Consider the following 26,005-nt stretch of genomic DNA (forward strand, 5'->3'; position numbering starts at 1 on the left):
CCCGTCCGCGCCGACACCGGCCCGAGCGGGCGCACGGGGGATCGGCATGCCTCGTTTCAGGCATGTGCATCGCCTTGTCCGACGAGCGGAAGGCGGCGGCACGTAGAGTTGCCGAGGGACCAGCCGCCGAACCAGCTGGTCGGCTGTCGAGCACACGGCAACCGGCCCGGCGTCCCCGCTCGGGTCCGCGCATGTCCGGTCCGAGGCGATCACGATATGAGGACGGTCATGACGGATACAGCGGCGGCAGCCGCGCGCACCGCGTCGGAGCAGGCCGAGGACACGGGCCAAGTCGAGCTGCACAAGCTCCTGGCCGGACTGACGGCGGTTCGCGACGGCGATTTCGGGACCCGGCTGCCGACCGACACCGACGGGTTGCTCGGCGAGATCGCCACGGTGTTCAACGGCATGGTCGATCAGCTGTCGCTGTTCACCTCCGAGGTCACTCGTGTGGCCAGGGAGGTCGGCACGGAGGGGCAGCTCGGCGGGCAGGCCGACGTACCCGGGGTGTCGGGCACCTGGAAGGACCTCACCGACTCGGTGAACGCGATGGCGGGCAATCTGACCAGTCAGGTCCGCGATATCGCCCAGGTCGCCACCGCGGTGGCCAGCGGCGACCTGTCGCAGAAGATCACCGTGGACGCGCGCGGGGAGATCCTGGAGCTGAAGGAGACCATCAACACGATGGTCGATCAGCTGTCCTCCTTCGCCGACGAGGTCACCCGCGTCTCCCGCGAGGTCGGCACCGAGGGCATCCTCGGCAGGCAGGCTGATGTGCAGGGGGTCTCGGGCACCTGGAAGGACCTCACCGAGTCGGTCAACGTCATGGCCGACAACCTGACCGCGCAGGTGCGGTCCATCGCCCAGGTCACCACCGCCGTCGCGCGTGGCGACCTGACCCAGAAGATCCGTGTGGACGCGCGCGGGGAGATCCTGGAGCTGAAGGAGACCATCAACACGATGGTCGATCAGCTGTCCTCCTTCGCCGACGAGGTCACCCGCGTGGCCCGCGAGGTCGGCACCGAGGGCAATCTCGGCGGGCAGGCGACCGTGCGCGGGGTCTCGGGCACGTGGAAGGACCTCACCGACAACGTTAATGTGATGGCCTCCAACCTGACCGGTCAGGTGCGGTCGATCGCTCAGGTCGCCACCGCGGTCGCGCGCGGCGACCTGAGCCAGAAGATCACCGTGGAGGCCAAGGGCGAGGTCGCGGCGCTGGCCGGAGTCATCAACACGATGGTCGACACGCTGTCCGCGTTCGCCGACGAGGTCACCCGTGTCGCCCGCGAGGTCGGTACCGAGGGCATGCTCGGCGGGCAGGCGCGCGTACCCAATGTCGCGGGCACGTGGAAGGACCTCACCGACAACGTCAACTCCATGGCCAACAACCTGACCAATCAGGTGCGCAATATCGCCCAGGTGACCACCGCGGTCGCCCAGGGCGACCTGACCCGCAAGATCGACGTCGACGCGCGCGGGGAGATCCTGGCGCTGAAGACCACGATCAACACGATGGTCGATCAGCTGTCCGCGTTCGCCGCCGAGGTCACCCGCGTGGCCAGGGAGGTGGGTTCCGAAGGCAGGCTGGGCGGCCAGGCCGAGGTCGAGGGCGTCTCGGGCACCTGGAAGCGGCTGACCGAGAACGTCAACGAGCTCGCGGGCAACCTCACCCGCCAGGTCAGGGCGATCGCCGAGGTCACCAGCGCGGTCGCCGAGGGTGACCTGACCCGGTCCATCACCGTGGAGGCCTCCGGCGAGGTCGCCGAACTCAAGGACAACATCAACTCGATGGTGGAGTCGCTGCGCGAGACCACCATGGCCAATCAGGACCAGGACTGGCTGAAGACGAACCTGGCCAGGATCTCCGGTCTCATGCAAGGCCAGCGCGACCTGCACGTGGTCGCCGAGCTGATCATGGACGAACTCGCGCCGCTGGTCTCCGCGCAGTTCGGCGCGTTCTACCTCGCCGACGAGTCCACCGACCGGCCCGAGCTGATCCTGATCAGTTCCTACGGCAGTCCGCAGGTACCGGGCCAGGAGGTGCGGTTCGCCTATGGCCAGTCACTGGTCGGGCAGGCCGCGCGCAGCCGCCGCACCATCGCCGTGGACGAGGTCCCCGGCGACTACCTCGCCATCTCCTCCGGGCTCGGGCGGACCTCGCCGGTCAACCTGCTGCTTCTGCCGATCGTGGTGGAGGACCAGGTGCTCGGTGTGATCGAGCTGGCCTCGGTGCATCACTTCACCCGCATCCATCGCGACTTCCTCGATCAGTTGATGGAGACCGTGGGTGTCAACGTCAACACCATCATCGCCAACGCCCGCACCGACGAACTGCTGGTCGAGTCGCAGCGTCTGACCTCCGAGTTGCAGGCCCGTTCGGAGGAGCTTCAGGTGCAGCAGGACGAGCTGCAGCGCTCCAACGCCGAACTGGAGGAGAAAGCGGCGCTGCTGGCCTCGCAGAACCGCGACATCGAAGCCAAGAACCTCGAGATCGAGCACGCCCGCCAGGAACTCGAGACCCGCGCCCAGGAGCTGGCGCTCGCCTCGAAGTACAAGTCGGAGTTCCTGGCCAATATGAGCCATGAGCTGCGCACCCCGCTGAACAGTCTGCTGATCCTGGCGCAGCTGCTGGCGCAGAACCCGACCCGCAACCTGACCCCCAAGCAGGTCGAGTACGCGGGCATCATCCATTCGGCGGGTTCGGACCTGTTGCAGCTGATCAACGACATTCTGGATCTGTCGAAGGTCGAGGCGGGCAAGATGGACATCAGCCCCGAGCCGGTGCCGCTGCGCAGGCTGCTGGATTACGTGGAGGCCACCTTCCGGCCGATGACCACGCAGAAGAATCTCGGGTTCCGGGTCGTCACCTCCGCCGGTCTGCCCCTGGATCTGCTCACCGACGACTCCCGCTTGCGGCAGGTACTGGGCAATCTGCTGTCCAACGCGGTGAAGTTCACCGAGGCCGGGTCGGTGGAGCTGCGTATCGAGCCGGCCACGGCCGATGAACTGCCCGCCGCCGCCCGCAGGCACGGTCCGGTCGTCGCCTTCCGGGTGATCGACACCGGCATCGGCATCGCCGAACACCAGCTCGAATCGATCTTCGGCGCGTTCCAGCAGGCCGACGGCACCACCAGCCGCAAGTACGGCGGAACCGGCCTCGGCCTGTCGATCAGCCGTGAGATCGCCTATCTGCTCGGCGGGGCCATCACCGCCCAGAGCTCGCCCGGCAAGGGCAGCACCTTCACGCTGTATCTGCCGGTGGCCCGGCCGGACTTCCAGGACGTGGCACCGCAGGAGCGAGGGGAGATCAGCCGAGTCGCCGACACCGTCGAACGCTCACCCGCTCCGGCCGCGCCCCAGCAACTGCGCAGGCTGCTGGTCGTGGAGGAACGCCCGCAGGGGTTGCTGTCGCTGGTCGCACAGAGCGCGGTGGGGGATTTGGCGGACAACCACGACCCCCGCGGTCCGGTGCAGATCGTCACCGCGGTCGGCGTGGAAGAGGCGGCCGCGGCAATGGCGAGCGAGGTGTTCCACTGCGTAGTGCTCGAACTGGACATGCCCGATGACGCCGCGCTGCGGCTGCTCGAGACGATGGACGGAGACGCGGCATCGCGCACCGTGCCGGTGCTCGCGCACAACAACCGTAGACTCGGCGCCGAGCAGGAGCGCCTGCTGCAGGAGCGCACCTCGCGACAGCCCCTGGAGTTGCTGTCGAGCCTGGACGAACTGCGCGAACGCATCGCCCTACATGTCGCCGCGGAGGCGCCCGGCGATGTCCTGCCCCTGGTCCGCGCGGAGGAGGCGCCCGCCGCGGCGACGGTGCACCCGGACGAGAGACTCGCCGGACGCACGGTGCTGATCGTCGACGACGACGCCCGTAACCTTTTCGCGCTCAGCAGCATTCTGGAATTGCAGGGTGTCACCGTGCTGCACGCCGAGAACGGACGCGAGGGCATCGACACCCTGCTCGCGCACCCGGAGACGGACCTGGTGCTGATGGACGTGATGATGCCCGAAATGGACGGCTACACCGCGACCGCCAAGATCCGGGAGATGTCGGAGTACCAGGATCTCCCGATCATCGCCGTGACCGCCAAGGCCATGCTGGGCGACCGGGAGAAGAGCATCGCCTCCGGCGCGAACGACTACGTCACCAAGCCGGTGGACGCCGACGCGCTCATCGCCTGCATCCGGCACTGGCTGGGTGTGTCATGACGGACATCGGTGCGCCCGGCACCCCCGGCCCGGCGCCGGCGGTCGCCCCGGGCGCCCACGAGGCCGACCTGCCCGCCGTTCCCCAGCCCGCCGTGACCCGGCTGGCCGCCACCGTGGAGCGGTTGCGCGCCGAGATCGCCCAGGCCCAGGCGGCCGCGGACGGCCGGGCGTTGATCGAGATGGCCAAGGGCGTGCTGGTCGAGAGGTTGCACTGCGGACCCACCGAGGCGGCGCGTCAGCTGGACGCGCTGGCCGAGCGCGCCGGTGTCACGGCGCTGGAACTGGCCGCGGATCTGGTCAACCAGGCCGCCCAGGACAAGGTGAGCGCGACCGTCGAAGAGTTCCTCGTGCGCACCTCCACACCGGAGGAATCCTCGGCCGCCGTGCGGCTGCGCACGGCCGAGAGCGGGCTGCTGGCGTCCGGCGATCCGCAGCGAGTCGCGCAATCGGTGCTCGAACACGCGCTCGCTCCGCTGGGCGCGACCGCGCTGGCGATCTGGTCGGTGGGCAGCGACGCGTCGTTGACACTGGTCGGATTCGCGGGCATCGACCCGCACGAGGCGGAGCGGTGGCGGTACGTGCCGCCCGGCGTCCTCACCCCGGCGCGCCAGTCGCTGGACGCACGTCAGACGCAGTGGATCGAGCATCTGGGCCGGTCGGGACTGCCCTCGATCGGTGACCGCGACGGTGGCCGGGCGGCGATTCCCGCCAGCGCGGGCGGCAGGCTGATCGGCGTACTGGAAGTGTGCTGGCCGCAGCCGCTGTCGCCGCAACCGCCCCAGGTGCGCAGGCAGCTCGAGGCGCTGGCCGAGCTGTGCGCGCACACACTGGAAGCCGACATGCCGACGGTGGTATTACCGGAACGATCTCACCTCGCCGATCTCGTCCGGCTGTCCGACAGCTTGTTCGACTCCGCGCTGGTATTGCTGCCCCACTTCGGCGGCGACGGCGAACTCGCCGATTTCCGCATCCACCATGTCAACCGGAGCTTCGTCGATCCCGCGGGCCGCCCCCAGGGCATGGTCAACGGCGCACTGCTGCTCGAGGCCTACCCGATGGCCGCGGCCGACGGGCAGTTGTTCGAGCGCATCGAGCACGTCTTCGCCACCGGCGAGACCTACCGCGCCGACCGGATGGTGCTGACCGAGCTCGTCGACCAGGTCCCGCTGACCGTCTCGGCCGCTCTCAGCATCAGCCGCCACGGCGACACCCTGCTCATGGTGTGGCGGGTGGAGGACGAGACCGCCCGGCTCGCGGCGCTGCTGCAGCACGCCCAGCGCCTCGGCCGCGTCGGCGGCTTCGAGGAGAACGCCGCCACCGGTGAGATCACCTGGAGCAGCCAGCTCTACGCCCTCTACGGACTCACCCCGTCCGACGACCCGATCCCCTTGGCGCAATTACCCGCCCACGTCCACGACGACGACGCCGAGGCGGTCCAGCGACTGCTGCGGACATTGCTGCGTTACCGCCGGTCGGCGTCGGCGGCGTTCCGCATCATCCGGCCGAACGGCGACACCCGCCACATCCGCATCATCGCCGAACCGGTCGTCGACACCGCCGGTCACCTGATGGCGCTGCGCGGCGCCTACCAGGACATCTCCGCCCAGCATTGGACCGAGGTCGCGCTCTCGGCCACGCAGGACCGTCTGGTGCACACCGAGGAGCAGGCCGCCGAGCACAGCAGGCTCGCGCGTCAGCTGCAGCAGGCGATCATGCCCGCCGCGCAACCCTCGATCGAGGCGTTCGGACTCCAGATCGCGGTCCGCTACCAGCCCACCGAGCAGGACGCTCTCGTCGGCGGCGACTGGTACGACGCGGTCGTGCTGCCCTCCAAACAGATCCTGGTCTCCGTCGGCGACATCACCGGTCACGGCATCAAAGCCGCCACCGGAATGGTCGTGCTGCGCAACGCCCTTCGCGGCCTGGCCACCACCGGCGCCGGCCCCGGACAGATGCTGACCTGGCTCAACCACGTCACCCACTACCTCACCGACGACATCTACGCCACCGCTGTCTGCGGCCTCTACGATCCGCAGACCCGCGTCCTGCGCTGGGCTCGAGCCGGGCACCTGCCGCCGGTACTGATCCGCGACGGCGAGGCCGCCAACCTGCCCGAGATCCCGGGAATCCTGCTGGGCGCCGTGGCCGAGACGAGTTATCAGGAAGGCGAACTCCACCTCGAGCCCGACGATGTCCTGCTGCTCTACACCGACGGACTCGTCGAACGCCGCGGCCTCGACATCGACGAATGCGTAGCCAGGATGCTCGACCAGTCGGCCCGGTTCCGCGGCAGCCTGGACGATCTCGTGGACCATCTGCTCGACCGCAGCGACGCCGACACCGACGACGACACCTGTCTCGTGGGCATCAAGGTCGGGCAGGGATCCAGCACACCGACCAGCTAGCGACGCCGAGGTCGGGTGGCGATCACCGTTCCGCGGCCGCGAAGGCGGGCGGGGGGCTCGCGCCGCTGACGAGGGTGACCTCACGGACGCCGGGGACGGTGCGCACCAGCGCGGTGGCGATCCGTCGTTCGGAGTCGTCGGCGAATACCCCCGTCACGCGCACGGCACCGTCGCGGGCGGTGGCGTGCCAGCGGCGGGTGCGGGTGTAGTCGTCGAGACGGGCTTGCGCGCCGGCGGCGATCGCCTCGTCGGGGCGCAGCATGATCCGCAGCGCGTCGCCGCGGCTGAACATGCCCTGCACCCGTCCCTCGCCGTCGAGCACCGGCAGCGACCGGACCCCGTTGATCAGCAGCATCCGCACGACCTCGGCGAGATCCTGGTAGGCCGCCGCGGCGAGGGCCGGAGTGGTCATCACCTCTCGCACCGTGACCACGGCATCCGGTTCGCCCGCGCGCAGGACGTCACCGCTGGTGAGCACCCCTACCAACCGCTGGTCGCGATCGAGCACCGGCAATGCGGCGAACCCGTGGTCGGTCAACATCACCGCCGCCACGCGGACCGGGGTGTCTTCGTTCACCGTCACCACCGGACGGCACATCACGTCGTGTACTCGCATCACAATCCTCCTCGCGTTGTCCTGACCGAACCTCGATCCACTCGGCTATAAGCGAACCTTAAATACAGAAACTTATTTCGTCAATCTTGACAGACGAAGTGTTATTCCTGAAACATGGATGGGGAGGCGTTCGGGTCCCGTCGGCGCGCGCATCGCGCACACACGGCCCGCCCGCCACGCCGGGCGAGATCTCCTGGCGTTCACGCCGTTCGGCGCGGTCGATCTGCGCTCAGAGAGAAAGGACCCGATCGTGTCGGTTCCGTTGTGGATGTGGCCGGCGGTGCTGGCGGTCATCTTGGCGATGCTGGCGGTGGATCTGTTCGCCCACCGCAAAGCCCACGTGGTCGGCGTCCGCGAGGCCGCGGTCTGGTCGGCGGTGTGGGTCACCCTGGCCGTCGGCTTCGGTGGGCTGATCTGGTGGAGGTGGGGCGGGGAATTCGCCGCCCAGTACTTCGCCGGGTATGTGATCGAGAAGTCCCTCGCGGTGGACAACGTGTTCGTCTTCGCGGTCATCTTCGGCTACTTCGCCGTGCCACGCGAATACCAGCATCGTGTGCTGTTCTACGGCGTGCTGGGCGCGCTGGTCTTCCGTGGGGTGTTCATCGCCGCCGGATCGATCCTGATCGCGAGTTTCGCCTGGATCCTCTACGTCTTCGGCGCGTTCCTCGTGGCCACGGGCATCAAGATGGCCCGCCACCGCGACGAAACCATCGACCCGGAGAAGTCTCTGGTACTGCGTGGATTCCGGCGCCTGGTGCCGATGACCGACGAATTCCGCGGCCAGAAGTTCTGGGTTCGAGAGCACGGCCGCCGGCTGGCCACGCCGTTGCTGGCGGTGCTGGTGCTCGTCGAGACCACCGACATCGTCTTCGCCGTGGACTCCATCCCCGCCATCTTCGCCGTCACCAGCGAGCCGTTCCTGGTGTTCACCTCCAACGCCTTCGCCATCCTCGGCCTGCGCGCGATGTACTTCATGCTCGCCGACCTGATGCACCGCTTCATCTATCTGAAGCTGGGCTTGGCGTTCGTGCTGGTGTGGGTCGGTGTCAAGATGCTGCTGCTCGACATCTACAAGATTCCCACCACCACCTCCCTGGCCGTGGTCGTCGTCATCCTCGCCGTCGCCGTCGCCGCAAGCTTGACCCGGACCCGCGTGCGTCCCGCCGAGGACGCCGGCACACCCCCTCCCGGGACCGATACCCACGGCCACGACCACGACCACGATGAGGTGATCGATACACCCGTCCCCGCCGCCGGCCCCGGTCGCCGTACCCGATGATCAGAGCACCCTCCCCGGACCGTCAGCTGCGCCAGGCCCCGCGCCGCGCAGCTGACGGCTGCGCCAACCCGATACCGACGACATCCGAAGGTGGATACCGGAAATGACGATGGTCTATCGTGCGGGTATGCCCTCCCGCGACGTCACCGCGACCCCCGCCGACCACCCCACCGGGGACACGCCGTCGGCACCGGCTCGGAGCTGGACGTTCCTCACCAATCACGCCCATGTGCTGCTGTGCCTCTCACGCGACGGCGAGCTGACCATGCGCGAACTCGCCCAAGCCGTCGGCATCACCGAACGCGCCGTGCAGGCCATCATCGCGGACCTCATCGGCGACGGCTATCTCACCCGCGTCAAGAACGGCCGACGCAACACCTACACCGTGCACGACCACGGCCGCCTGCGGCACCCTCTCGAATCCACCCATACCGTCGGCGAACTCATCACCGCCCTCCGCTGAACCGCACCGCCGCGGACACCCGCGGCCTTCGGTATCGATGTCGAGCAAGAATCCGCATGCCGACGAACCGGCGACAACGCGAGAGCCCTCGACCATTACCCCAGCGAGCGAAGGTAGATGAGCGTCGCCTGCACCCGTCGGTCGCCGTCCCGCAGCGGAAGCTTGGCGAAGATGGCCCCCACATGTTTTCGCACTGCCGCTTCCGAGACGGTCAACCGTCGAGCGATACCGGAGTTGGTGTGTCCCTCGGCGATCAGCGCCAAGACCTCGCGCTCGCGCGGAGTGAGCGCGGCGAGCGGAGCGCGGCCCCTGGACACCTTGACCAGGGCACGCACCACATCGGGGTCGACGATCGTCTCGCCTCCCGCGACCCGGTCCACCGTGTCGAGGAACTGGCGGACATGCCCCACCCGTTCTTTGAGCAGATATCCCATGCCGCCGCGCGCGGTCTCGTCGTCGAGCAGTTCGTCGAGGTAGGCCACCGAGACGTATTGCGAGAGCACCACAACGGGCAATTCGGGCGCGCGGCTGCGCAATGCCGCGGCGGCGCGCAGACCGTCGTCGGCGTTGTCGGGCGGCATCCGGACATCGGTGACCACGAGGTCGGGGCGATAGGCCTCCCAGGCGTGCAGCAAGGCAGGCGCGTCGCCCACGCAGGCGCACATCTCGTGTCCGGCCGAGGAGAGCACGTCCGCCACCCCTGCTCGCAACAGCGGGCTGTCCTCGGCGAGCACGATACGCAAGGGCCGGACGACGGAACTCATGTCGGGCATCGCATCCGGATCGTGGTCGGTCCTCCTGGCGGGCTCGTCACCGTGAGGGTGCCGTCCAGCGCGTGCAGCCGCCGGCCCAGCCGGTCGAGACCGCCGCTCGGGCGGATGTGCGCGCCGCCGACGCCGTCGTCGGTGACGCTCATCGTCCACACGCGGTCGACGCGCGCGCCGCGTACGGTCACCTGCCGGGCCTGAGCGTGGCGGACCGTGTTGGTCAGTGTCTCCGACACCACCACGTATGCCATGTGCTCGACCGGAGCGGGTAGTCTCGCGCTCGCGAGGCCGTCGAGCGCGATGGTCACCTCCAGCGGGACATCAGCCACCAGGTCGGCCAGCGCCGGTTCGAGCCCTTTGTCGATCAGGGCCCGCGGCGAGTAACCGAGCAGCACGGCACGCAATTCGGCCAATGCTTCGTCCACCTGCCGGTGCGCGTCGGAGGCGAGTCGCCCGGCGGGCCCGTCTTCGTCCATGGCCTCGACCAGTCCCAGGCGCATCGACAATGCGACCAGCCGGTGCTGCACCCGGTCGTGCAATTCCGACTCCAGCAGCGCGCGTTCCGAGCGCTCGGCGTCGAGCAGACCGCTGCGTGCTGTCTCGAGCCGCGACGCCTCCACGCGCCACGGGTCGGCGTCGAACCCGAGCAGGTGCCGGGCCATCGCCGACTCCAGCACCGCCCAGCCGCCCGCGAACAGCAGCAGTACCGCCGTGCCGACGAGTCCGGTCCCCGCGAGAAGCCAGCCGCCTGCCGCGGTGTCGACGGTCCACGGACCGAGGTCGAAATGGTCGTCGCGGACCAGCACGGGGGCGGCGAAGAGCATCACGATGATGACCACGGCGAACAACGCCGCCGTAGCGGCGACCGCGCCGGAAACCGCCGCGCCCGCCACATAGGCGACATGCCGCACGGTGGGCAGCCGATTCCCCTGCGCAGACGCGCGGACCTCGATGCCTGCCCGGTCTGCCACCGCCGGATCGACCAGGCGTAGACGTGCGCAGTGCGCGCGCAGCATCGGCTCCCACAGCCCCACGCGCAGTCGGCGGGTCACCCCGAGCAGAAGGACGGGGAGCGCGCCGAGCATCGTGAGGGCCGAGAGGAATCCGGCAATGCCCAGACACACCAGCGACAACCACGGCCACCGCGTTACCAGGAATCGAGGACCGCTCCGCATCGCCGCGGTCACGCCGCCGGTCACGACCGCACCGCCGTCGCGCCGCGCCGACCCGGCAGAGTCGACACGAGGATCGCCCCGACGACGGGTAGATAGGCCAGGCACAGGAGAAGCGTAGTGGCACCCGAATGAGCGTCGGGCGCGATGAAACGATCGATGCCCACGGCGACGACGAGATTGCTGCCACCGTGCAGGATCGCCGGTGGCCACACCGACCCGCTGCGGCCCCACAGCCAACCGATCACGAACTCGAGCAGCACCGACAACGGCAGCCACATCAGCATGGCCAGGATCGCCTCGCTCGCCGAGTGGTCGGCGCCGAAATATCCCACCCACGGCAGCGGCCAGTGCCACACGCCCCAGATCACGCCGGTGGCGAATGTCGTCGCGACCGGTCGCCCTGGCAAGAGTCGATCGCGGAGATAGGCGGTCCACCCGAACTCCTCGCCCCAGAACACCGGGGCGACCAGCACGGGTATCAACAGCGCGACCGCCAAGAAGACGCCGTCCTGCCGATCGACCGGCGCCGCAGCGATATCCCACATTCCCGAGAGTGCGGCCATCACCAGTGCGAGCACGAGAACGCCCACCGGCATCAGCGTCGCGATCGCGTACGACGACCACGCTTGCCTGAACCGGAGGGCGAGACCGGCATCGGATAATCCCTCACCGGTGATCCAGCGCCGCGTGACGATCGCCGCGAGCGCGGGCACGAAAGCGGCGGTGAGCAGTTGAATCACCGGGTCGTCGAGTGAGTACCCGGCTGCCCACACGACAGCCCACGGGATCCAGGATCCGGCGAAGGTGAGCAGGAGGAACCAGCGGACCCCGACCGTCCGGCCGGGTGCGTCGAGAACGGGGGAGGACCGGAGGTGGGACGGCGTGGAAGTCATACCTCGACTTCACGGCAATCCGGCGTGCACCGCAGTAGCCGTCGGCACCGTCACCCGGTAGCGCGCACGCTACCCCGGGGACCCCCGGTCAGGCAGGGCAGAGACCGGCGATCACGACGCGAAACGGGGCGCCGCCTACATTTTGGCGTGCTTGGCCTCGACGAAGCTGAACAGGCCGAAGGCGGCGATGCCGAGCGCGGCGATCACCAGCAGCACGACCCCGTAGGGCTGGGCGCCGAGGGTCTTGAGCGCGCCGTCGAGTCCGGCGGCCTTGTCGGGCTCGGAGCTGGTGACCGCGAGAATCACCAGCACGCCGATCGCGCCGATGGCCGCGCCCTTCGCGATGTGGCCCGCGGTGCCCAGACGCCGGATGTTGGCGCTGTTCGTGTCCAGGTCTTCCAGGAATCGGCCGGTGACGCCCTTGTGCACGTAGTAGATGCCGACCCCGATGATCGCCAGTCCGCCGATCACCAGCGCGACGGTGCCCGCGGTGTTCTGCATGAGCCGGGCGGTCGTGCCCTGACTGTCACCGCTGCTGGACTTGCCGCCGCCGCGGGCGAAGGTGAAGGCCATCAGTGTCAGCCCGGCGTAGACCACAGCCACGCCCAAGGCCTTGACCCGACGGAACGCCTCCTTCTTCTTGTCGATCTCGTCGGGCTTGGAGGCGCTGCCGAACACCGCCTCGGCCAGCCGCCACAGTGCCATGAGCAGGAAGGCCACCACGGCGATCCACAGCGCGGGCTTGCCGCCGGGCGCCGCGGCGATCTGTGCCATGGCGCCGGACTGGTCGGCGGTACCGCCGCCGCCGAAAGCGATGCGCAAGGCGATGTAGGCGACGATCAGGTGGACGATGCCGGTCATCACGTAGCCGGCGCGGGCGAATCGCTCGAACGTGGGATGCTGGGCGATCCGGCCCGCTGTGGTCGATGTCGAGGTGTTGCTGTAAGCCATGGTGCCTTCTCATCCGTCGGGTGCCGATCGCTAGCGCAGATACCCGGCGCGTGGGCGTCGAAACGGGTGCCGCTGCGCGCCCGCGACGCCACGACGTCGCGTCATGGACGTTCACGGAGCGTGGACGCTGCCCGGGACCCGGTCGCACAGCGACACGCCCACCCCGACGAGGGACGCCACGACAGGCGAATTCACCGCTTGCGCATGGTGATCCGGGCGTCGTAGGCGGGGCTGAGGCCGGTGTGGTACCGCCGCGGTGGCTCGATCGGGCCGGGGACGGTCTCGATGCGGCGCTGTTCGAACAGGGTGCGGAACAGGATCCTGGCCTCGGCGAGCGCGAACTGCGCGCCCAGACACCGGTGCGCTCCCGCGCCGAAGGTCAGCCAGGTGTAGCCGCCCGGGCGTTCACCGAGGAAGCGTTCGGGCCGGAAGGTCAGCGGGTCGGGGTAGTACCACGGTGCTTCGTGGATGAGCAGGATCGGCACGATGACGATCGCGCCCTTGGGAACGGCGATACCGTTGACCACCGCGTCGCGCAACGCGCGGCGTCCGGTGAACGGCGAGACGGGCCGCAGGCGCATCGTCTCGGCGACCACCGCGTCGAGATAGGCGTCGAGCCGGTCGCGATCGCCCGCGTCGGCCGCGGCGTCGACCTCGGCCATGGCCTCGGGGTGCGCGGCCAACATGGTCGCCACCCAGCCCAGGGTGATCGCGGTGGTCTCGTAGGCGCCGAGCAGGACGCCGCGCATATTGCGGGCGAGCGCGGCGTCGTCGTGCTGGTCGAGGTCGGTGCCCACATATCTGGACAACAGATCGGCGCGATGCGCGCCCGGGGTCGCGCGGCGAGCGGTGATCTCCTCGACGATGACGGCGTCGACCTGGTCCCGGCGGCGGGTCAGCGGGGGATAGGGGAGCGTGTGGCCGCCGAGGAAGGGGGTCAGCAGCGTGACGGTGAGGAATCCGCGGCTCTCGATCTCGTCGAACCAGGCGCGCACGGCTCGGCGCAGCCGCGCCATCCGGCCGGGTTCCACATCACCGAAGACGACGCCGAGCAGGATGTCGAGCGCCATCTCGTAGCCCGCGCGCAGAAACGCGAACGGCTCGTCCACCGGCCAGGTCGGAATCGCGCGCTCGACCACCCCCACCATGAGGTCCTCGTAGGACTGCAGCGCCTTGTGCTGGAAGGGCGGTGAGAACAGTTTGCGTTCGCGGCGGTGTTCCTCGCCGTCGAGGAAGATCAACGTCTCCTCCCCGAACATCACGTCGTGACTGGAGAACCGGCTCAGTACCTGCCCGACCGAGAAGTTCTCGTGATCGGTGAACAGCGCGCGCACGTCGTCGGGCTCGTGGGTGACGAGCATGGTCGGGAAGGCGGGCGGCGAGACGACGAACCGTTCGCCGAGCTCGAGCAACGGCGAGGAATGGGTGCCCGGCCGCAACAGCCCGCCGAGCCGGCCGAGATGACGGGTGCGCAGGCGGGGAAGATCGCGCAAAGCGATGTGGGCAGAACACATCCCGTCATCCTCACCGTTGCCGCCGTACCCCGCAATCGCCGAACAGGTTCTGCGGCAAGAAGTTCGGCGCGTCGGTGCCCACAATTCCTCGGTCTGGCGATCGTTGCCGTCACACGCTAGAGCGCGGCGACGAGCACGGTCCTCATCGCGATATCCATCGCGAGATACGCAGACATCGCGACCGCCAGGCCGCGTCCGCTCGGGCCGCCCTCGGTCCGCGGCCGCGGACCGATCAGTCGACCATCCTGGTCACGTCGAGCGGGTTCCCCGGCCCGCTGAGCAGAATCGCCAGAAAGCACGTGACCCCGAGAGCCGCGACGAGTACCGACAGCAGCAGCGGCCGCTTGCCGTCGGGGGACCGCACGTGGGTCACCCCGTTCTCGCCCACCGCCAGGCGATGACCGGGGCTCGGCGACCGGGGGACACCGCTCACGATCAGCAGCAGCGTGGGCACGGTGAGCGCCATGAGCAGGACTGTCAGAGCGGTCTCGCGCGACTCGGCGGTGATGCGCACCCCCACCAGCTCGAAGATCAGCAGCGAGCACGCGGTGCGATACCACGCCAGCGCGGTGCGCTCCACCTGTAAACCGCCGTCGGACAGCGGCATCGACGGCGGCGTCGCATCGTCCTCGCGCGCGGTCATGGGTGCGGTGTCATGTCAGCATCGACCAGCAGACCAGGCCCGCCGCTACCGCCAGGATCAACGACAGCGGCACCGCGATGTGCGGAGCGGGCAGCGGCGCCGACCGGCGCAGGCTGCGTTCGGTGCGCGCCCATCCCGTCCATGCCAGGATCGGCAACACGACCGCCGATCCTGTCAGCAGGGCCGAGGCCGCCACGCTGGGGAAGGAACGGTCGCCGACTCCGAAGACCTGCAATGCCACACCCGCGGCCATGAGCGCCAGCGACGTGCGTATCCACGCCAGATAGGTCCGTTCGTTGGCCAGACTGAAGCGGGCGTCCGGCTCGGTGCCCGTGCCGTAGACCCGCGCGGGAAAACGGCGTGGGGCCGCCTCGTCGTCGGTATCCGCCACCTCGACACCCTCCTTCGTCCCGAGCCGCGCGCCCGGGCTACAGACTTCGGCTCCACCGTGCCACTCGCCGACCGGGTGGCTCCGGCGGACAGCCACATGGTGGCGCCCACGGCGACATCGTCACTCGACCAGCGGGCGCGGGTACGACAAGAAGTTGACGCGTCCTCGCCGCACGTTGCTTGCGATCGTCGGTATCCGCAGTAGCTTACGACCAGACCGCTCCATGAACATGGGTACGGTATTCGGCGACGTAAGAGGAATGGTCCTGAACACGAGACGTGATACACCAGGTCCTGTGCGCAGATGGCGCCGGATCGGCAGTTGGCTGACCCAATCGCGGCACCCGGCCCGACTGGTGGTCTTCGGGTTCGGGGCGGCCACCCTGGTCGGCACCATCCTGCTGGTTCTGCCGATCGCCACGGAAAGCAGGACGGCGACCGACCCGATCACCGCGTTGTTCACCGCGGTATCGGCGGTGTGCGTGACCGGCTTGATCGTCGTGGACACCGAAAGCCATTGGTCGTTGTTCGGCGAACTGGTGATCCTGGGATTGATCCAGGTCGGCGGGCTCGGGATCATGACGCTGGCGTCGCTGTTCGGTCTGCTCGTGGCGCGGCGGATGGGGCTGCGCATGCAGCTCATCGCCCAGACCGAGACCAAGACCGTGCGATTGGGCGAGAGCCGCAGGGTCGTGGTCGGCGTGATCCGCATGAGTTTGCTGGTGGAGGCGATCGTCGCCGCGGCGCTCACCGCGCGATTCGTGGCGGGCTACGGCGAGCCCGGCGCACGGGGGGTCTACCTGGGCGTCTTCCATGCGATCTCAGCGTTCAACAACGCCGGATTCGCCCTGTATCAGGACAACTTGGTCGGCTTCGCCACCGACCCGTGGATCATCGTGCCGATCTCGCTGGCGTTCGTGGTCGGTGGGCTCGGATTCCCGGTGATCTTCGAGGTCACCCGCTCACTGCGACGACAACAGGCGCGTGAGTTCCGGTGGCGGCAGTGGTCGTTGCACACCAGGATCACCTTGCTCGCCTATGCCCTGCTGGGTTTTGTCGGGGTGTTCGCGGTGACGGCTTTCGAGTGGACCAACCCGAACACGCTGGGGCCGCTGAGCACCGCGCACAAGGTCCTGGTCGGCGGTTTCCACGGGATCAGCCCCCGTACCGCGGGCTTCAATTCGCTGGATGTCGGGTCCATGCATTCGGCGACGCTGCTGGTCAACGATGTGTTGATGTTCATCGGCGGCGGAAGCGCTGGCACCGCCGGCGGGATCAAGGTGACCACGTTCGCCCTGCTCGCATTCGTGATCATCGCCGAGATCCGTGGGGAGCCGACCGTCCACGTGATGGGACGACGGTTGGCCGCACCGGTACAGCGTCAGGCGATCACGGTGGTGTTGCTCGGCGGTGGGGCGGTGGTGGTCGGAACGCTCGTGCTGCTGGCGATCACCGGCATGAAACTGGACGCGGTGCTGTTCGAGGTGGTGTCCGCCTTCGGCACGGTGGGGTTGTCGACGGGCATCACCGCCGACATCCCCGATCCGGGGCTTATCGTGTTGATCGTGCTGATGTTCATGGGCCGATTGGGTCCGATCACCCTGGCGACCGCGTTGGCGTTGCGCGACCGCGGTCGCCGCTACGAACTTCCCGAGGAGCGCCCCATTGTCGGGTAGGACCGTACGCAGACGAGGCACCCGCGTCGTCGTGATCGGCCTCGGCCGCTTCGGCGGCGCGTTGGCTCGTGAACTGGTCACCCACGGGTCGGAGGTGCTCGCCCTCGATTCGAATCCGACGTTGGTGCAGCAGTACTCCGACGAGCTGACCCATGTCGCGGTCGCCGACACCACCGACATGGAAGCTCTCGAACAGTTGGGGGTGCCGGACTATCCCCACGCGGTCGTCGGTATCGGCAGCAATATGGAGGCCAGCATCCTGACCACCTCGCTGCTGGCCGACTTCCGGATTCCGAAGATCTGGGCGAAGGCGACCAGCCGCCGTCACGGTCAGATCCTCGAACGCGTCGGCGCCCATCATGTCGTGCTGCCCGAACACGATATGGGCGAACGCGTCGCGCACCTGGTCACCGGGCGGATGATCGACTACATCGAATTCGACGCCGACTACGCCATGGCGAAGACCGTCGCGCCCCGAGCGAGTATCGGAAGAACGCTCACCGCCAGTGGATTGCGTCAGCACTTCGACATCACAGTGGTGGCGATCAAACATCGCGACGCGCAGTTCACCTACGCGACCCCGGATACCGTTGTCGAAGCGGGGGATGTGCTCATCGTGTCCGGCCGCGTCGCGGAAGTGGAGCGTTTCGCCGACCTCACCTGAGTCATCGCGACGAACGAGCGGGGCCGAGGTTGCCGAAGGCTGCCGCGGCCCCTGGGCTCGGCCTCAGGAGCGCAGATCACGCCGGCTGAAGCGCACGAACCCCGCGGTCGCGAGGACGGCCGACACCGCGACGAGGATCCCGGCATCGGCCCACTGCATCCCGTGACGCAGCGGTTCCCCGCCGATGTAGTAGTGGAACGGCGAGAGATATTCCAGCCAGTCGATGCCGATGACACCGGCGAGATTGCCCACGACATAGGTGAGCACTCCGATGCCGACCGCGATCGCCAGGGCCTGGCCGCGTTTGCCGAGCGCGGCACCCAGACCGATGCCCAGCGCGCCGAAGGTGATGCCCAGTAGCGCCAGGTGCGCGCACTGAGCGGCGAATTGCGCGATGCCGATCGATTCGAGCTCTGCCGTCGAGCGCAGTGCCAGCATGCCGAGCAGGACCAGTGCGGAGATGGCCACCGCGCCGGTGACCAGACCGGCGAATCGCTGCACCGCGAGCCGGACGCGGCCCACCGGGTGCGCGAGCAGCAGGTCCAGGTAGCCGGTTTCCTCATCGCCTGCGACGGCTCGGGCGCCGAAGGTGACTCCGAATGCCATGACGAGCAATGGCAGCAGGAGCCCGAACACCGTCGAACCCAGATACCCCGCCGCCGAGTTCACGTCGTTCATCCGGAGGGCTTCGCGCATCGCTTCGGGATAGTTCCGCACGGCTTCGGCCATGCCGCCGCCGGACACCTGCGGATAGAACGCGGCGTACATCGAACCGACCGCCGTGGTGCCGACCGCCCACGCCATCAGCAGGCGGCGGTTGTCGATCAGCGTCCGGGTGTAGATGTCAGGCAGCATCGGCTTCTCCGGTGTAGTAGCTGTGGAACAGATCGTCCAAGGCGGGTTCGGTGACGAGCAGATCGACGACGTGATGCGCGGTCAGCGCGCGCAGCAAGGCGTCCGGGCTGCCGGTCACCTGGCAGCGCAGGGTCGTGCCCTCGATTCGCACCTCGCCGACGCCCGCCAGACCGGTGAATTCCGCCGCGTCGACGGCTCGGTCGAAACCGACCTCGACCTCCCGCCGAGCGTCGGCGCGCAAGCCCGCGACGGTGTCGAGCGCTACCAGACGGCCTTCACGGATGATGCCCACTCGATCGGCGACCGCTTCGACCTCGCTCATGATGTGACTGGACATGAACACCGTCTGTCCGGCGGCCGCGGCCTCGGCCACCATATCGAGGAAGATCTGCTGGGCCAGCGGATCCAGACCCGAGGTGGGCTCGTCGAGGATCAGCAGCTCGGGTTCGTGCATGAACGCCTGCACCAGCCCGACCTTCTGCCGGTTCCCCTTCGACAGGGCCGAGATCTGCTTGTCCTGATCCAGCTCCAGCCGGTCGCACAGGGCATCGATGCGATCGGCGCCCGCGCCACCACGCAAGGCGGCGAGAAACCGTAGCGCCGATCCCACCCGCTGGCGGGCGGGCGCGACGAAGTCACCCGCGAGGTAGCCGATCCGGGCGTGCAACCGGACGGCGTCGGCACGGGGGTCGAGGCCGAGGACCCGCGCCGTGCCGCTGGTCGGGCGGATGAGGTCCAGCAACAGCCGGATGGTCGTGGATTTCCCGGCCCCGTTGGGGCCGAGATAGCCGAATACCTCCCCGCGTTGGACGGACAGGGACAGGTCGACCAGCCCACGGGCCGAGCCGTAGGTCTTCGTGAGCCCGTGCAGCTCGATTGCGTTCACCATGGGATCGAATCTATCGAACTTTCAGAGATTTGAAAATACTCTGAAAGTTCGGAGGTGCTGATAGTCTTCGCGGTGTGGGAACCAACGAGCGATTGCGTGAATCCGCGGAGAAGCTGGCCCTGACCTTGTCGGCGGGCGGCGGGATGCAGCGTTCGACCGCGCGGGTGCTGACCGCGCTTCTCTATACCGAGCAGGACACCATGACCGCGGCCGACCTGTGCGCGGAGTTGTCGATCAGTTCCGGAGCCGTGTCGACGGCTATCAAACACCTCATGCCGGTGGGCTTGATCGAACGCGTGCCCGCTCCGGGCAGCCGCCGCGATCACTACCGTTTCCGGGCCGGAGCGTGGGCCGCCCTGATGTCGCAGCAGAACACGATGCTGGCCACCATGCGCGACGCGGCGCGGGAAGGCATCGACGCCGCTGACCCGGACACCGTCACCGCTCGCCGCCTGCACGAGATGCAGGACTTCTACGCCTTCATGGTCGACGAGCTGGTGCCGCTGATCGATCGATGGCGCGAGCGATACGCCGCCGAACATCCCTGACCCCGAGGGAGCCGAGGCCGGACAGGCACCGGCTCCCTCGGTACGGCGGTCACCCGTCGAGATCCCGACGCGCACACCCGATCAAGCCGATCGCGATCAGCGCGGCGGCGACGGCGGTGAGCACACCACTCGCGACCCAGTCCGGCGCGGTGTCGGGTACCGCGGCGAGATGGGCGAACGGGGAGATCTTCGACGACCAGGCCGGCGCATGGATGCTCTGCACGATGACATCGAGCAAGAACCCGCCCGCCACGGGCACGGCGCCGATGGCGGCGACAGCGGTCGGGTACCAGCCCAGCGCCGCCACCGCGGCGCCGAGGCCGAGTAGGGCGACGGGGGCGACGTTGAACGCACCCGCCAGCGCCTGCCCGAACCCCAACTGCGCGCCGGTAATCACCGCTCCGAGCCACATCGCGACCGCCGCGACGCCCAACAGGACCGCGATACCCGCTGTCGTCACGGCTGTCTCCGTGCTGACCCACCGGTATCGCGACAGTGGCAAGGAGTGCAGGAGGTTCCAGCGTCGCGCTCTCTCGTCGGCAGCCACGGCCGAGATGCGGACGGTCGCATAGAGCCCGGCGGGGATCGCCAGCAGGGCGAACATCGCGGCCGCGAAGCCGGACACGGTTTCGAGACCGCCGAACCCGGCCGTCGCCGCGAGTTCGGCGAAACGCGGATTCTTGTCGAAGAACTCCAGGATCGAGGCGATCAGCGCGCCCAGGAGCAGGAAGTAGGCGCCGATCCCCGCCGCCCAGCCCATGGTCGGTGCGAGTGCGCGCCGCACCGCGAAGCCGTGCAGCGAGCCGAGCAACCGGGTACGGGGCGGGCGTGTTCCGGGCAGCGTGATCAGGGCGCCCCCGAGGTCCCGGCGCCGAGCGAGCAGCAGTGCGGCGACGGTCGCAGCGGCGGCCGAGCCGACGAGTACGAGGACAGGCTCGATCCGGTTGTCCGCGTAGGGAGCGGTGCGAGCGGAAAGCCCGAAGGGGGTGAGCCAGGCCGTCCAGGCCAGTGCCGCCACACCATCGGCAAGCATCCGAAGCAGCAACGACAACCCCAGAACAGCTCCTGCGAATCCGGTGGCCGCCGCCCGAGACGGGAATGCCTGCGAGGCGAGCAATCCCAGACTCGCGAAAGCCGTGGTCGAGGCGAACACGCACAGCGCGTGCAGCAGCGCCCCGGTCGGATCGGTACCTGCCACGACCAGTCCGGCACCGACCCCCGTCGCGACGAACACGGCGGCCCAGGTCATCATCACCGCGGCGTGCGAGACCAGATCCAGCATCCGTGTTCGCCCGCCGAGTAGCAGATCCCAGTACCCGGCGTCCTCCTGCCCGCGAGTGAGCCGAGTAGCGGTCAGCAGCGCCCACACGCCACAGAGCACCAGCACCGGGGTGCCGGTGCGCCACACGGTGAACCCACCGGGATCGTCGAGAGCGAGCGGAGCGCCGAACAGTATGCGCACCGCCGGATTCTCCGCGAGAGCGCGCAGCGCCCCGGAATCGAGGGTCTCCGCGAAGGTCGCCTGATACTGCGCGGCGACCAGGGTCGAGATACCGGTGGCCGCGACAGTGACCACCGCGGTTCCGCGGCGAATCTGACGGAGGGCGAGCCCGGCCAGTGCCCGCCTGGGCTCAGCAGCGGCGACCGTACCGGTGGCGAGGGCGGCGGTCATCGGGCGGCCTCGCCGTAGTAGTCGAGGAAGATCTCCTCCAGGGTGGGCTCGCGCAGCGACAACGCTGTCACCTGCGCTGCGGCGAGGGCGCGCAGCGCGGGCGCGGGTAGCCCGGACAGCGTGAACCGCAACCGGCCCTCATCGGCCGACTCCACGGCCATCACGCCGTCCACACCGTCCAATGTCGGCGCCGGACCCTCGTAGTAAACCTCCACAACCGTGCGATGCAGTCGACGAAGATCGGCCATCGCCGCGATCTCGACGAGTCTGCCACCGCGCAGGATCGCGACCCGATCACACAGCGCCTCCACCTCGCCGAGCTGATGCGAGCTCAGGAACACCGTCTGCCCGCGTTCCCGCGCCTCGGTGACACAACGACGGAACTGCTGTTCCATCAACGGATCCAGACCACTGGTCGGCTCATCCAATACCAGCAGCGGAGCTCGGGTGGCGAAGGCGGCGATCAACGCGACCTTCTGCCGATTGCCGGTCGAATAGGTGAGGCCCGGCTTGTCCGGATCCAACGCGAACCGCTCCACCAGCTCGGCACGGTAGGCCGTGTCGACACCGGGGCCCACGCGGGCCAGCAACTCGAGGATCTCCGTACCGGTCAACGACGGCCACAGCGCCACATCGGCGGGCACGTAGGCCAAGTGCCGATGCGCGGCACGGACATCCGTTGCTTTCTCCCCGAACACCCTCGCCACACCCGACGTGGGCCGGATCAACCCCATGAGCAACCGGATGGTGGTCGATTTGCCCGCACCGTTCGGGCCGAGAAAGCCGAACACTTCGCCGTGACCAACGCTCAACGTGAGGTCGTCGACAGCGACGGTACGACCGAACCGCTTGCTCAAACCCTCGAGCGAGACCGGCGCGCCGGAATCGATGGCGCGCGCGGACAACGCCGCAGTGACTGACATCGGAAAGCCCTTCCAAGTCGACGAATACGCATTGCCGACCAGACTTCCCGGCGCACCTGGAGAGAAGACTACTCCGGCCGGGCTCCAGGGCCACCGGGTTTCACCCCTCCGAAAGCCGTGTGTGTCGCTCAGAGAGTGAAGGTGAGGGCATCCGGTCGGATGTAGTCACCGGGATCGGAGAGGAAACGTAATGCCGGGCGCTGCTCGGCGGGGATGCGTTCCAATTCACCGTGCAATGTGGCCCGATAGGTGTCACCCCGCGCGGTGAAGCCCGGCAGCCAGTTGTCGTGATGGCTGGGCACGAACACCGCGGGCCTGATCGCCTCGATGTATTGGCGGACGTCGCGCAGACCGTTGAGTGGCTGGTTGAAACCCTGGATGGCTCCGAGGTGCACGTCGCTGGCGGGCAGCGCCCGCAGGACGTCATACACCTGTGGTGCGGCTTCGGTGAGTGGTCCGGCGGAGTCGTTCCACGTGAGGGTGAATCCACCTACCCGGAACTGGTAGAGCAGGCTGCCGCCTTCCTGGTCGGACAGCGCGGACCCGAGTGCGATGAGATCACACAGTTGCGGCGGGTTCGCGATCGAGTCACGAATGTCGGGCACAGGAAAGAACGGCGCCGAGCCGGCGGCGCTGCGGTCTGGGGGTTTCGGTCCCGAATGCACATGCCGGACGGCCGTTACCTCGATCGATCCGACCGAATGGTGATAGGTCTCGCCGAGCGCCGACTGCGCGTCACCGAAGGCCACCGTGCGCAAGGTCGACGCCTCGACCTGGCGCTGCACCTGGGTACAGTGCTCGGCCGTGCCGAACAGCACGGCGCCGGAGGCTTGCGCCAGAGCACCCGCGTCAGCGGCGTGGTCGAAGTGCCCGTGCCCGATGAAGATCGCTTCGGGGCGAAGCTCGCCTACCTGCGCCACGGTGGTCGGGACGTATCCACTGTGGGCGCCCCGGGGAACCCAGGCATCGAGCAGGACGACGGTCCCGCCCAGCGCCGCGGCGAAACTCGTGCATCCGAACCAGGACAAGATCGCCCGATCGCCGCGCACCGCGCCGGTCTGCGGGTCGACGTTGGCCGCGCCGAAGAATCGTGTGCGCGCGGCGATCATGCGCTCGTCCGGATCCGCGACGGACCTACCCGCTGTCGCGACGAGACCGGCGCCGATCGCGGCGCCGAGAAGTGTGCGCCGGGTGAGGGGGCCCGGACGGTGCGAGAGATCTGACACGTAGACATCCTGACAGCTATCGAGGGCGGGCGCGGTCCCTTGGGGCGGTTCGTCGTCGACCCCGACCCCATTCGGATACGAAATAGTATCCGTTGTGTATGGTGGCCGAGGTCGCATTCGCTGACGAATGTGCGATACCCGATCGGGGAGATGAATGAAGAGGACCCTTCGGCGTCGGTCGTCGGCGGCATCGACCGTCTTGCTGGCTGCGACGATGATCGTCGCGCTGGCAGGGATGCCTGCCAGCGCGGCCCCGGACGGCGGCGCCGACGGCGCCCGCTGGCTGTCCGACTACGAAGCACCACCGAAGTACCCCGATGTGCACATCGAGTGGGATGTACCGCTCACCATGAGTGACGGCACGGTGTTGAAGGCGAACGTCTACCGCCCTGCGGATGCGCGCGGGCCGATCGCCGAGAAGACGCCCACGATCGTCAACATCACGCCTTACACCAAGCTGTTTCAGATGCTGATCGACTCCGCGATCGCGACACCGGCCCTCTACGACGCTCTCAACCGGTTGCTGAAGCTGGCCGACTTCTCGGCGGTCGGGATGGGCGGGCTGTCGGATATGGCCCAGAACATCCCCGCAGGTGTCGGGCGGATCTTCGCCGGCGTCGACCGCAAGCTGATCCAGAGCGGCTACTCGGTCGCGGTGGTGGACGCGCGGGGTACAGGGTTCTCACAGGGGGTGTGGGATGTGCTCGGCGAACGTGAGCAACTCGATGCCGCCGAGATCGTCGACTGGGCGGGAAGTCAGCCGTGGTCGACCGGCGATGTCGGCATGACCGGCGCGTCGTACTGTGCGATCAACCAGCTGCACGCCGCCCAGAAAGGCGCGAAGGCGCTGAAGGCGATCTTCCCGGTCGACGCGGGCAATGATCTGTCCCATGACATCATCAACACCGGTGGCGGGTTCGGCGTGGGCTTCCTCGTCCCCTGGATCACCTTCGTCAATACGACGAAGGCGTTGCCCGACATCATATCGATGCTGACGGGATCGTTCGACTGGAAATGGCTCGAGGATCGCGTGAGCAGCCCCTTCACCATGGCGGATGCCCTGCTCGGCTACTTCTTCAGTGCCACATGGGAATTGATGCCTGCGTCCACGCAGAACGTCTGGCAGTCGAGCAGCGACAGACACAAAGCCTGGCTGGGCAGCGGCGTCGACAACGTCGAGGTGCCGACCTTCATGGTGGGCAGCTGGTTCGATCTGTTCGCCTACTCCGAGATCAAGGCGTTCGAGCAGATTCCGCTGTCCTCGGACAAGAAGAAGTTGATGATGGGCAACGGCTACCACATCACTCCGCTCGGGCGTCACGGCGAGCCCGGTACACCACCCCGGCTCGATGTCCTGCAACGCGCGTGGTTCGACAGGTGGCTCAAGGGCATCGACAACGGTATCGACCGATACGACCCCATCACCTTGTTCCAGCAAGGCGGAGGCTGGACCAGTGTCGACACCTTCCCTCGACCTGATGCCGTCCATCGGCGCCTCTACCTTTCCGCAGCGCCGAGCGGTACGACCAGCTTCCCCGTCGCCCACGACGGCAGCTTGACCGCCGAGCCGCCCACGGAGAGCAGACGACTCACCGTCACCCCGGGGCTTGCCACGGTGTGCTCGCGGGACTCGGCGCAGATCACTGCCGGCATCACCTCGGTGTTCGATATCTGTGCCAAAGACAGCAGGGTGGCCGAAACCAGCGCGCTGACTTTCACCAGCCCGCCGGTCGATGCGCCGACGACGATCTCGGGTCCGATCGCGCTGCATCTGAACACGGTTCACGACACGACCGACGGATTCTGGACCGCCACGGTGAACGATGTCGCCCCTGACGGCACGTCGACGGCGATCACCTCAGGTCAGCTCGTCTCCTCGATACGCATGATCGACGAAGGCAAGTCGACCCGATCCGCCAACGGTGATTACACCGACCCGTACCCGACGCTCGCGATCGAAGACCGCCTCCCGGTCGTGCCCGGTCAGCCGACCGTGCTCGACATCAGCATGCGTGCCACCGATGCGATTCTGAAGCCGGGGCATCGGTTGCGCATCGACGTGTTCGCGAGCAACTTCCCCCGTGCTGTTCCGTCCGGGCCGACCCTGGTCGACAGCGAGCTCGCGCCTCAACACCTCCAGCTCGACCCGCAGGCGCCGAGCTACGTCAACATTCCGGTCGGCGGAAATCCACGCTGGTGACACGGGCCCGCAGCGGCCGGTAGCCCGCCGGGGAGCGGGGA

21 protein-coding genes are annotated in these 26,005 nt (G+C 68.2%); 8 read left to right on the top strand and 13 right to left on the bottom strand.

Annotation, left to right across the window (positions count from 1 at the left end; all coding sequences use genetic code 11):
- Positions 1 to 228: 228 nt before the first annotated feature.
- Together IU449_RS04320 and IU449_RS04325 are read left to right on the top strand one after the other, a co-directional pair.
- Positions 229 to 4,215 (top strand): HAMP domain-containing protein, encoded by a 3,987-nt coding sequence (locus IU449_RS04320; RefSeq protein ID WP_195000640.1) that lies wholly within the window; start codon positions 229 to 231, stop codon positions 4,213 to 4,215.
- Complete coding sequence (locus IU449_RS04325; RefSeq protein ID WP_195000641.1) at positions 4,212 to 6,620, top strand: SpoIIE family protein phosphatase; 2,409 nt, start codon at positions 4,212 to 4,214, stop codon at positions 6,618 to 6,620. The genes IU449_RS04320 and IU449_RS04325 overlap by 4 nt, the downstream gene beginning before the upstream one ends.
- 22 nt (positions 6,621 to 6,642) lie before the next feature.
- Here IU449_RS04325 and IU449_RS04330 read toward each other — a convergent pair whose 3' ends face one another.
- On the bottom strand, positions 6,643 to 7,236 hold the full coding sequence (locus tag IU449_RS04330) for a CBS domain-containing protein (RefSeq protein ID WP_195000642.1): 594 nt from the start codon (positions 7,234 to 7,236) through the stop codon (positions 6,643 to 6,645).
- A gap of 250 nt (positions 7,237 to 7,486) precedes the next feature.
- Here IU449_RS04330 and IU449_RS04335 point away from each other — a divergent pair, with 250 nt between their 5' ends.
- Both IU449_RS04335 and IU449_RS04340 read left to right on the top strand, forming a co-directional pair.
- Entirely contained in the window at positions 7,487 to 8,515 is a 1,029-nt protein-coding gene (locus tag IU449_RS04335) for a TerC family protein (protein WP_324188087.1), read from the top strand.
- A gap of 109 nt (positions 8,516 to 8,624) precedes the next feature.
- Positions 8,625 to 8,978 (top strand): helix-turn-helix transcriptional regulator, encoded by a 354-nt coding sequence (locus IU449_RS04340; protein WP_195002310.1) that lies wholly within the window; start codon positions 8,625 to 8,627, stop codon positions 8,976 to 8,978.
- 95 nt (positions 8,979 to 9,073) lie between these two features.
- On the opposite strand, the gene IU449_RS04345 is transcribed toward IU449_RS04340, so the two are convergent.
- The 7 genes from IU449_RS04345 to IU449_RS28835 all read right to left on the bottom strand — a co-directional run bounded on the left by IU449_RS04345 (position 9,074) and on the right by IU449_RS28835 (position 15,312).
- On the bottom strand, positions 9,074 to 9,742 hold the full coding sequence (locus IU449_RS04345; protein ID WP_195000643.1) for a response regulator transcription factor: 669 nt from the start codon (positions 9,740 to 9,742) through the stop codon (positions 9,074 to 9,076).
- A complete protein-coding gene (locus tag IU449_RS04350; protein ID WP_195000644.1) occupies positions 9,739 to 10,944 on the bottom strand; it encodes a sensor histidine kinase in 1,206 nt (401 codons plus the stop codon). The genes IU449_RS04345 and IU449_RS04350 overlap by 4 nt, the downstream gene beginning before the upstream one ends.
- On the bottom strand, positions 10,941 to 11,813 hold the full coding sequence (locus IU449_RS04355; RefSeq protein WP_195000645.1) for a CPBP family intramembrane glutamic endopeptidase: 873 nt from the start codon (positions 11,811 to 11,813) through the stop codon (positions 10,941 to 10,943). The genes IU449_RS04350 and IU449_RS04355 overlap by 4 nt, the downstream gene beginning before the upstream one ends.
- A gap of 135 nt (positions 11,814 to 11,948) precedes the next feature.
- Positions 11,949 to 12,764 carry a DUF1206 domain-containing protein gene (locus tag IU449_RS04360; RefSeq protein ID WP_195000646.1) on the bottom strand — a complete coding sequence of 272 codons (816 nt, stop codon included), beginning with the start codon at positions 12,762 to 12,764 and terminating at the stop codon, positions 11,949 to 11,951.
- Between the two features lie 191 nt (positions 12,765 to 12,955).
- Positions 12,956 to 14,278 (bottom strand): cytochrome P450, encoded by a 1,323-nt coding sequence (locus IU449_RS04365; RefSeq protein ID WP_195000647.1) that lies wholly within the window; start codon positions 14,276 to 14,278, stop codon positions 12,956 to 12,958.
- Positions 14,279 to 14,510: 232 nt separating this feature from the next.
- Positions 14,511 to 14,921, bottom strand: coding sequence for a DUF202 domain-containing protein (locus IU449_RS04370; protein ID WP_195000648.1), 411 nt, complete (start codon positions 14,919 to 14,921; stop codon positions 14,511 to 14,513).
- Between the two features lie 10 nt (positions 14,922 to 14,931).
- Positions 14,932 to 15,312, bottom strand: coding sequence for a YidH family protein (locus tag IU449_RS28835; RefSeq protein WP_195000649.1), 381 nt, complete (start codon positions 15,310 to 15,312; stop codon positions 14,932 to 14,934).
- A gap of 352 nt (positions 15,313 to 15,664) precedes the next feature.
- On the opposite strand from IU449_RS28835, the gene IU449_RS04380 reads away from it, so the two are divergent.
- Together IU449_RS04380 and IU449_RS04385 are read left to right on the top strand one after the other, a co-directional pair.
- A complete protein-coding gene (locus IU449_RS04380; RefSeq protein WP_267468292.1) occupies positions 15,665 to 16,987 on the top strand; it encodes a TrkH family potassium uptake protein in 1,323 nt (440 codons plus the stop codon).
- Positions 16,977 to 17,651 carry a potassium channel family protein gene (locus IU449_RS04385; RefSeq protein ID WP_228803695.1) on the top strand — a complete coding sequence of 225 codons (675 nt, stop codon included), beginning with the start codon at positions 16,977 to 16,979 and terminating at the stop codon, positions 17,649 to 17,651. The genes IU449_RS04380 and IU449_RS04385 overlap by 11 nt, the downstream gene beginning before the upstream one ends.
- Before the next feature lie 63 nt (positions 17,652 to 17,714).
- Here the strand turns inward: IU449_RS04385 and IU449_RS04390 are convergent, their stop codons facing one another.
- A complete protein-coding gene (locus tag IU449_RS04390) occupies positions 17,715 to 18,506 on the bottom strand; it encodes an ABC transporter permease subunit (protein ID WP_195000651.1) in 792 nt (263 codons plus the stop codon).
- The gene (locus IU449_RS04395; protein WP_195000652.1) at positions 18,496 to 19,395 is read right to left on the bottom strand and encodes an ABC transporter ATP-binding protein; all 900 of its coding nucleotides are present in this window, start codon (positions 19,393 to 19,395) and stop codon (positions 18,496 to 18,498) included. The genes IU449_RS04390 and IU449_RS04395 overlap by 11 nt, the downstream gene beginning before the upstream one ends.
- A gap of 143 nt (positions 19,396 to 19,538) precedes the next feature.
- On the opposite strand from IU449_RS04395, the gene IU449_RS04400 reads away from it, so the two are divergent.
- Positions 19,539 to 19,943 carry a MarR family transcriptional regulator gene (locus IU449_RS04400; protein ID WP_228804125.1) on the top strand — a complete coding sequence of 135 codons (405 nt, stop codon included), beginning with the start codon at positions 19,539 to 19,541 and terminating at the stop codon, positions 19,941 to 19,943.
- A gap of 49 nt (positions 19,944 to 19,992) precedes the next feature.
- Here the strand turns inward: IU449_RS04400 and IU449_RS04405 are convergent, their stop codons facing one another.
- The 3 genes from IU449_RS04405 to IU449_RS04415 form a co-directional block, all read right to left on the bottom strand.
- On the bottom strand, positions 19,993 to 21,615 hold the full coding sequence (locus tag IU449_RS04405; protein WP_195000653.1) for a polyketide antibiotic transporter: 1,623 nt from the start codon (positions 21,613 to 21,615) through the stop codon (positions 19,993 to 19,995).
- Positions 21,612 to 22,538, bottom strand: a complete 927-nt coding sequence (locus IU449_RS04410) for an ABC transporter ATP-binding protein (protein WP_195000654.1) — start codon at positions 22,536 to 22,538, stop codon at positions 21,612 to 21,614. Before IU449_RS04410 ends, IU449_RS04405 begins: the two co-directional genes overlap by 4 nt.
- Positions 22,539 to 22,666: 128 nt before the next feature.
- On the bottom strand, positions 22,667 to 23,764 hold the full coding sequence (locus IU449_RS04415) for an MBL fold metallo-hydrolase (protein ID WP_324188088.1): 1,098 nt from the start codon (positions 23,762 to 23,764) through the stop codon (positions 22,667 to 22,669).
- 154 nt (positions 23,765 to 23,918) lie between these two features.
- On the opposite strand from IU449_RS04415, the gene IU449_RS04420 reads away from it, so the two are divergent.
- Positions 23,919 to 25,964 (top strand): CocE/NonD family hydrolase, encoded by a 2,046-nt coding sequence (locus tag IU449_RS04420; RefSeq protein ID WP_228803697.1) that lies wholly within the window; start codon positions 23,919 to 23,921, stop codon positions 25,962 to 25,964.
- Positions 25,965 to 26,005 lie beyond the last annotated feature (41 nt).

This window comes from Nocardia higoensis (genome assembly GCF_015477835.1).
Lineage (GTDB): Bacteria > Actinomycetota > Actinomycetes > Mycobacteriales > Mycobacteriaceae > Nocardia > Nocardia higoensis_A.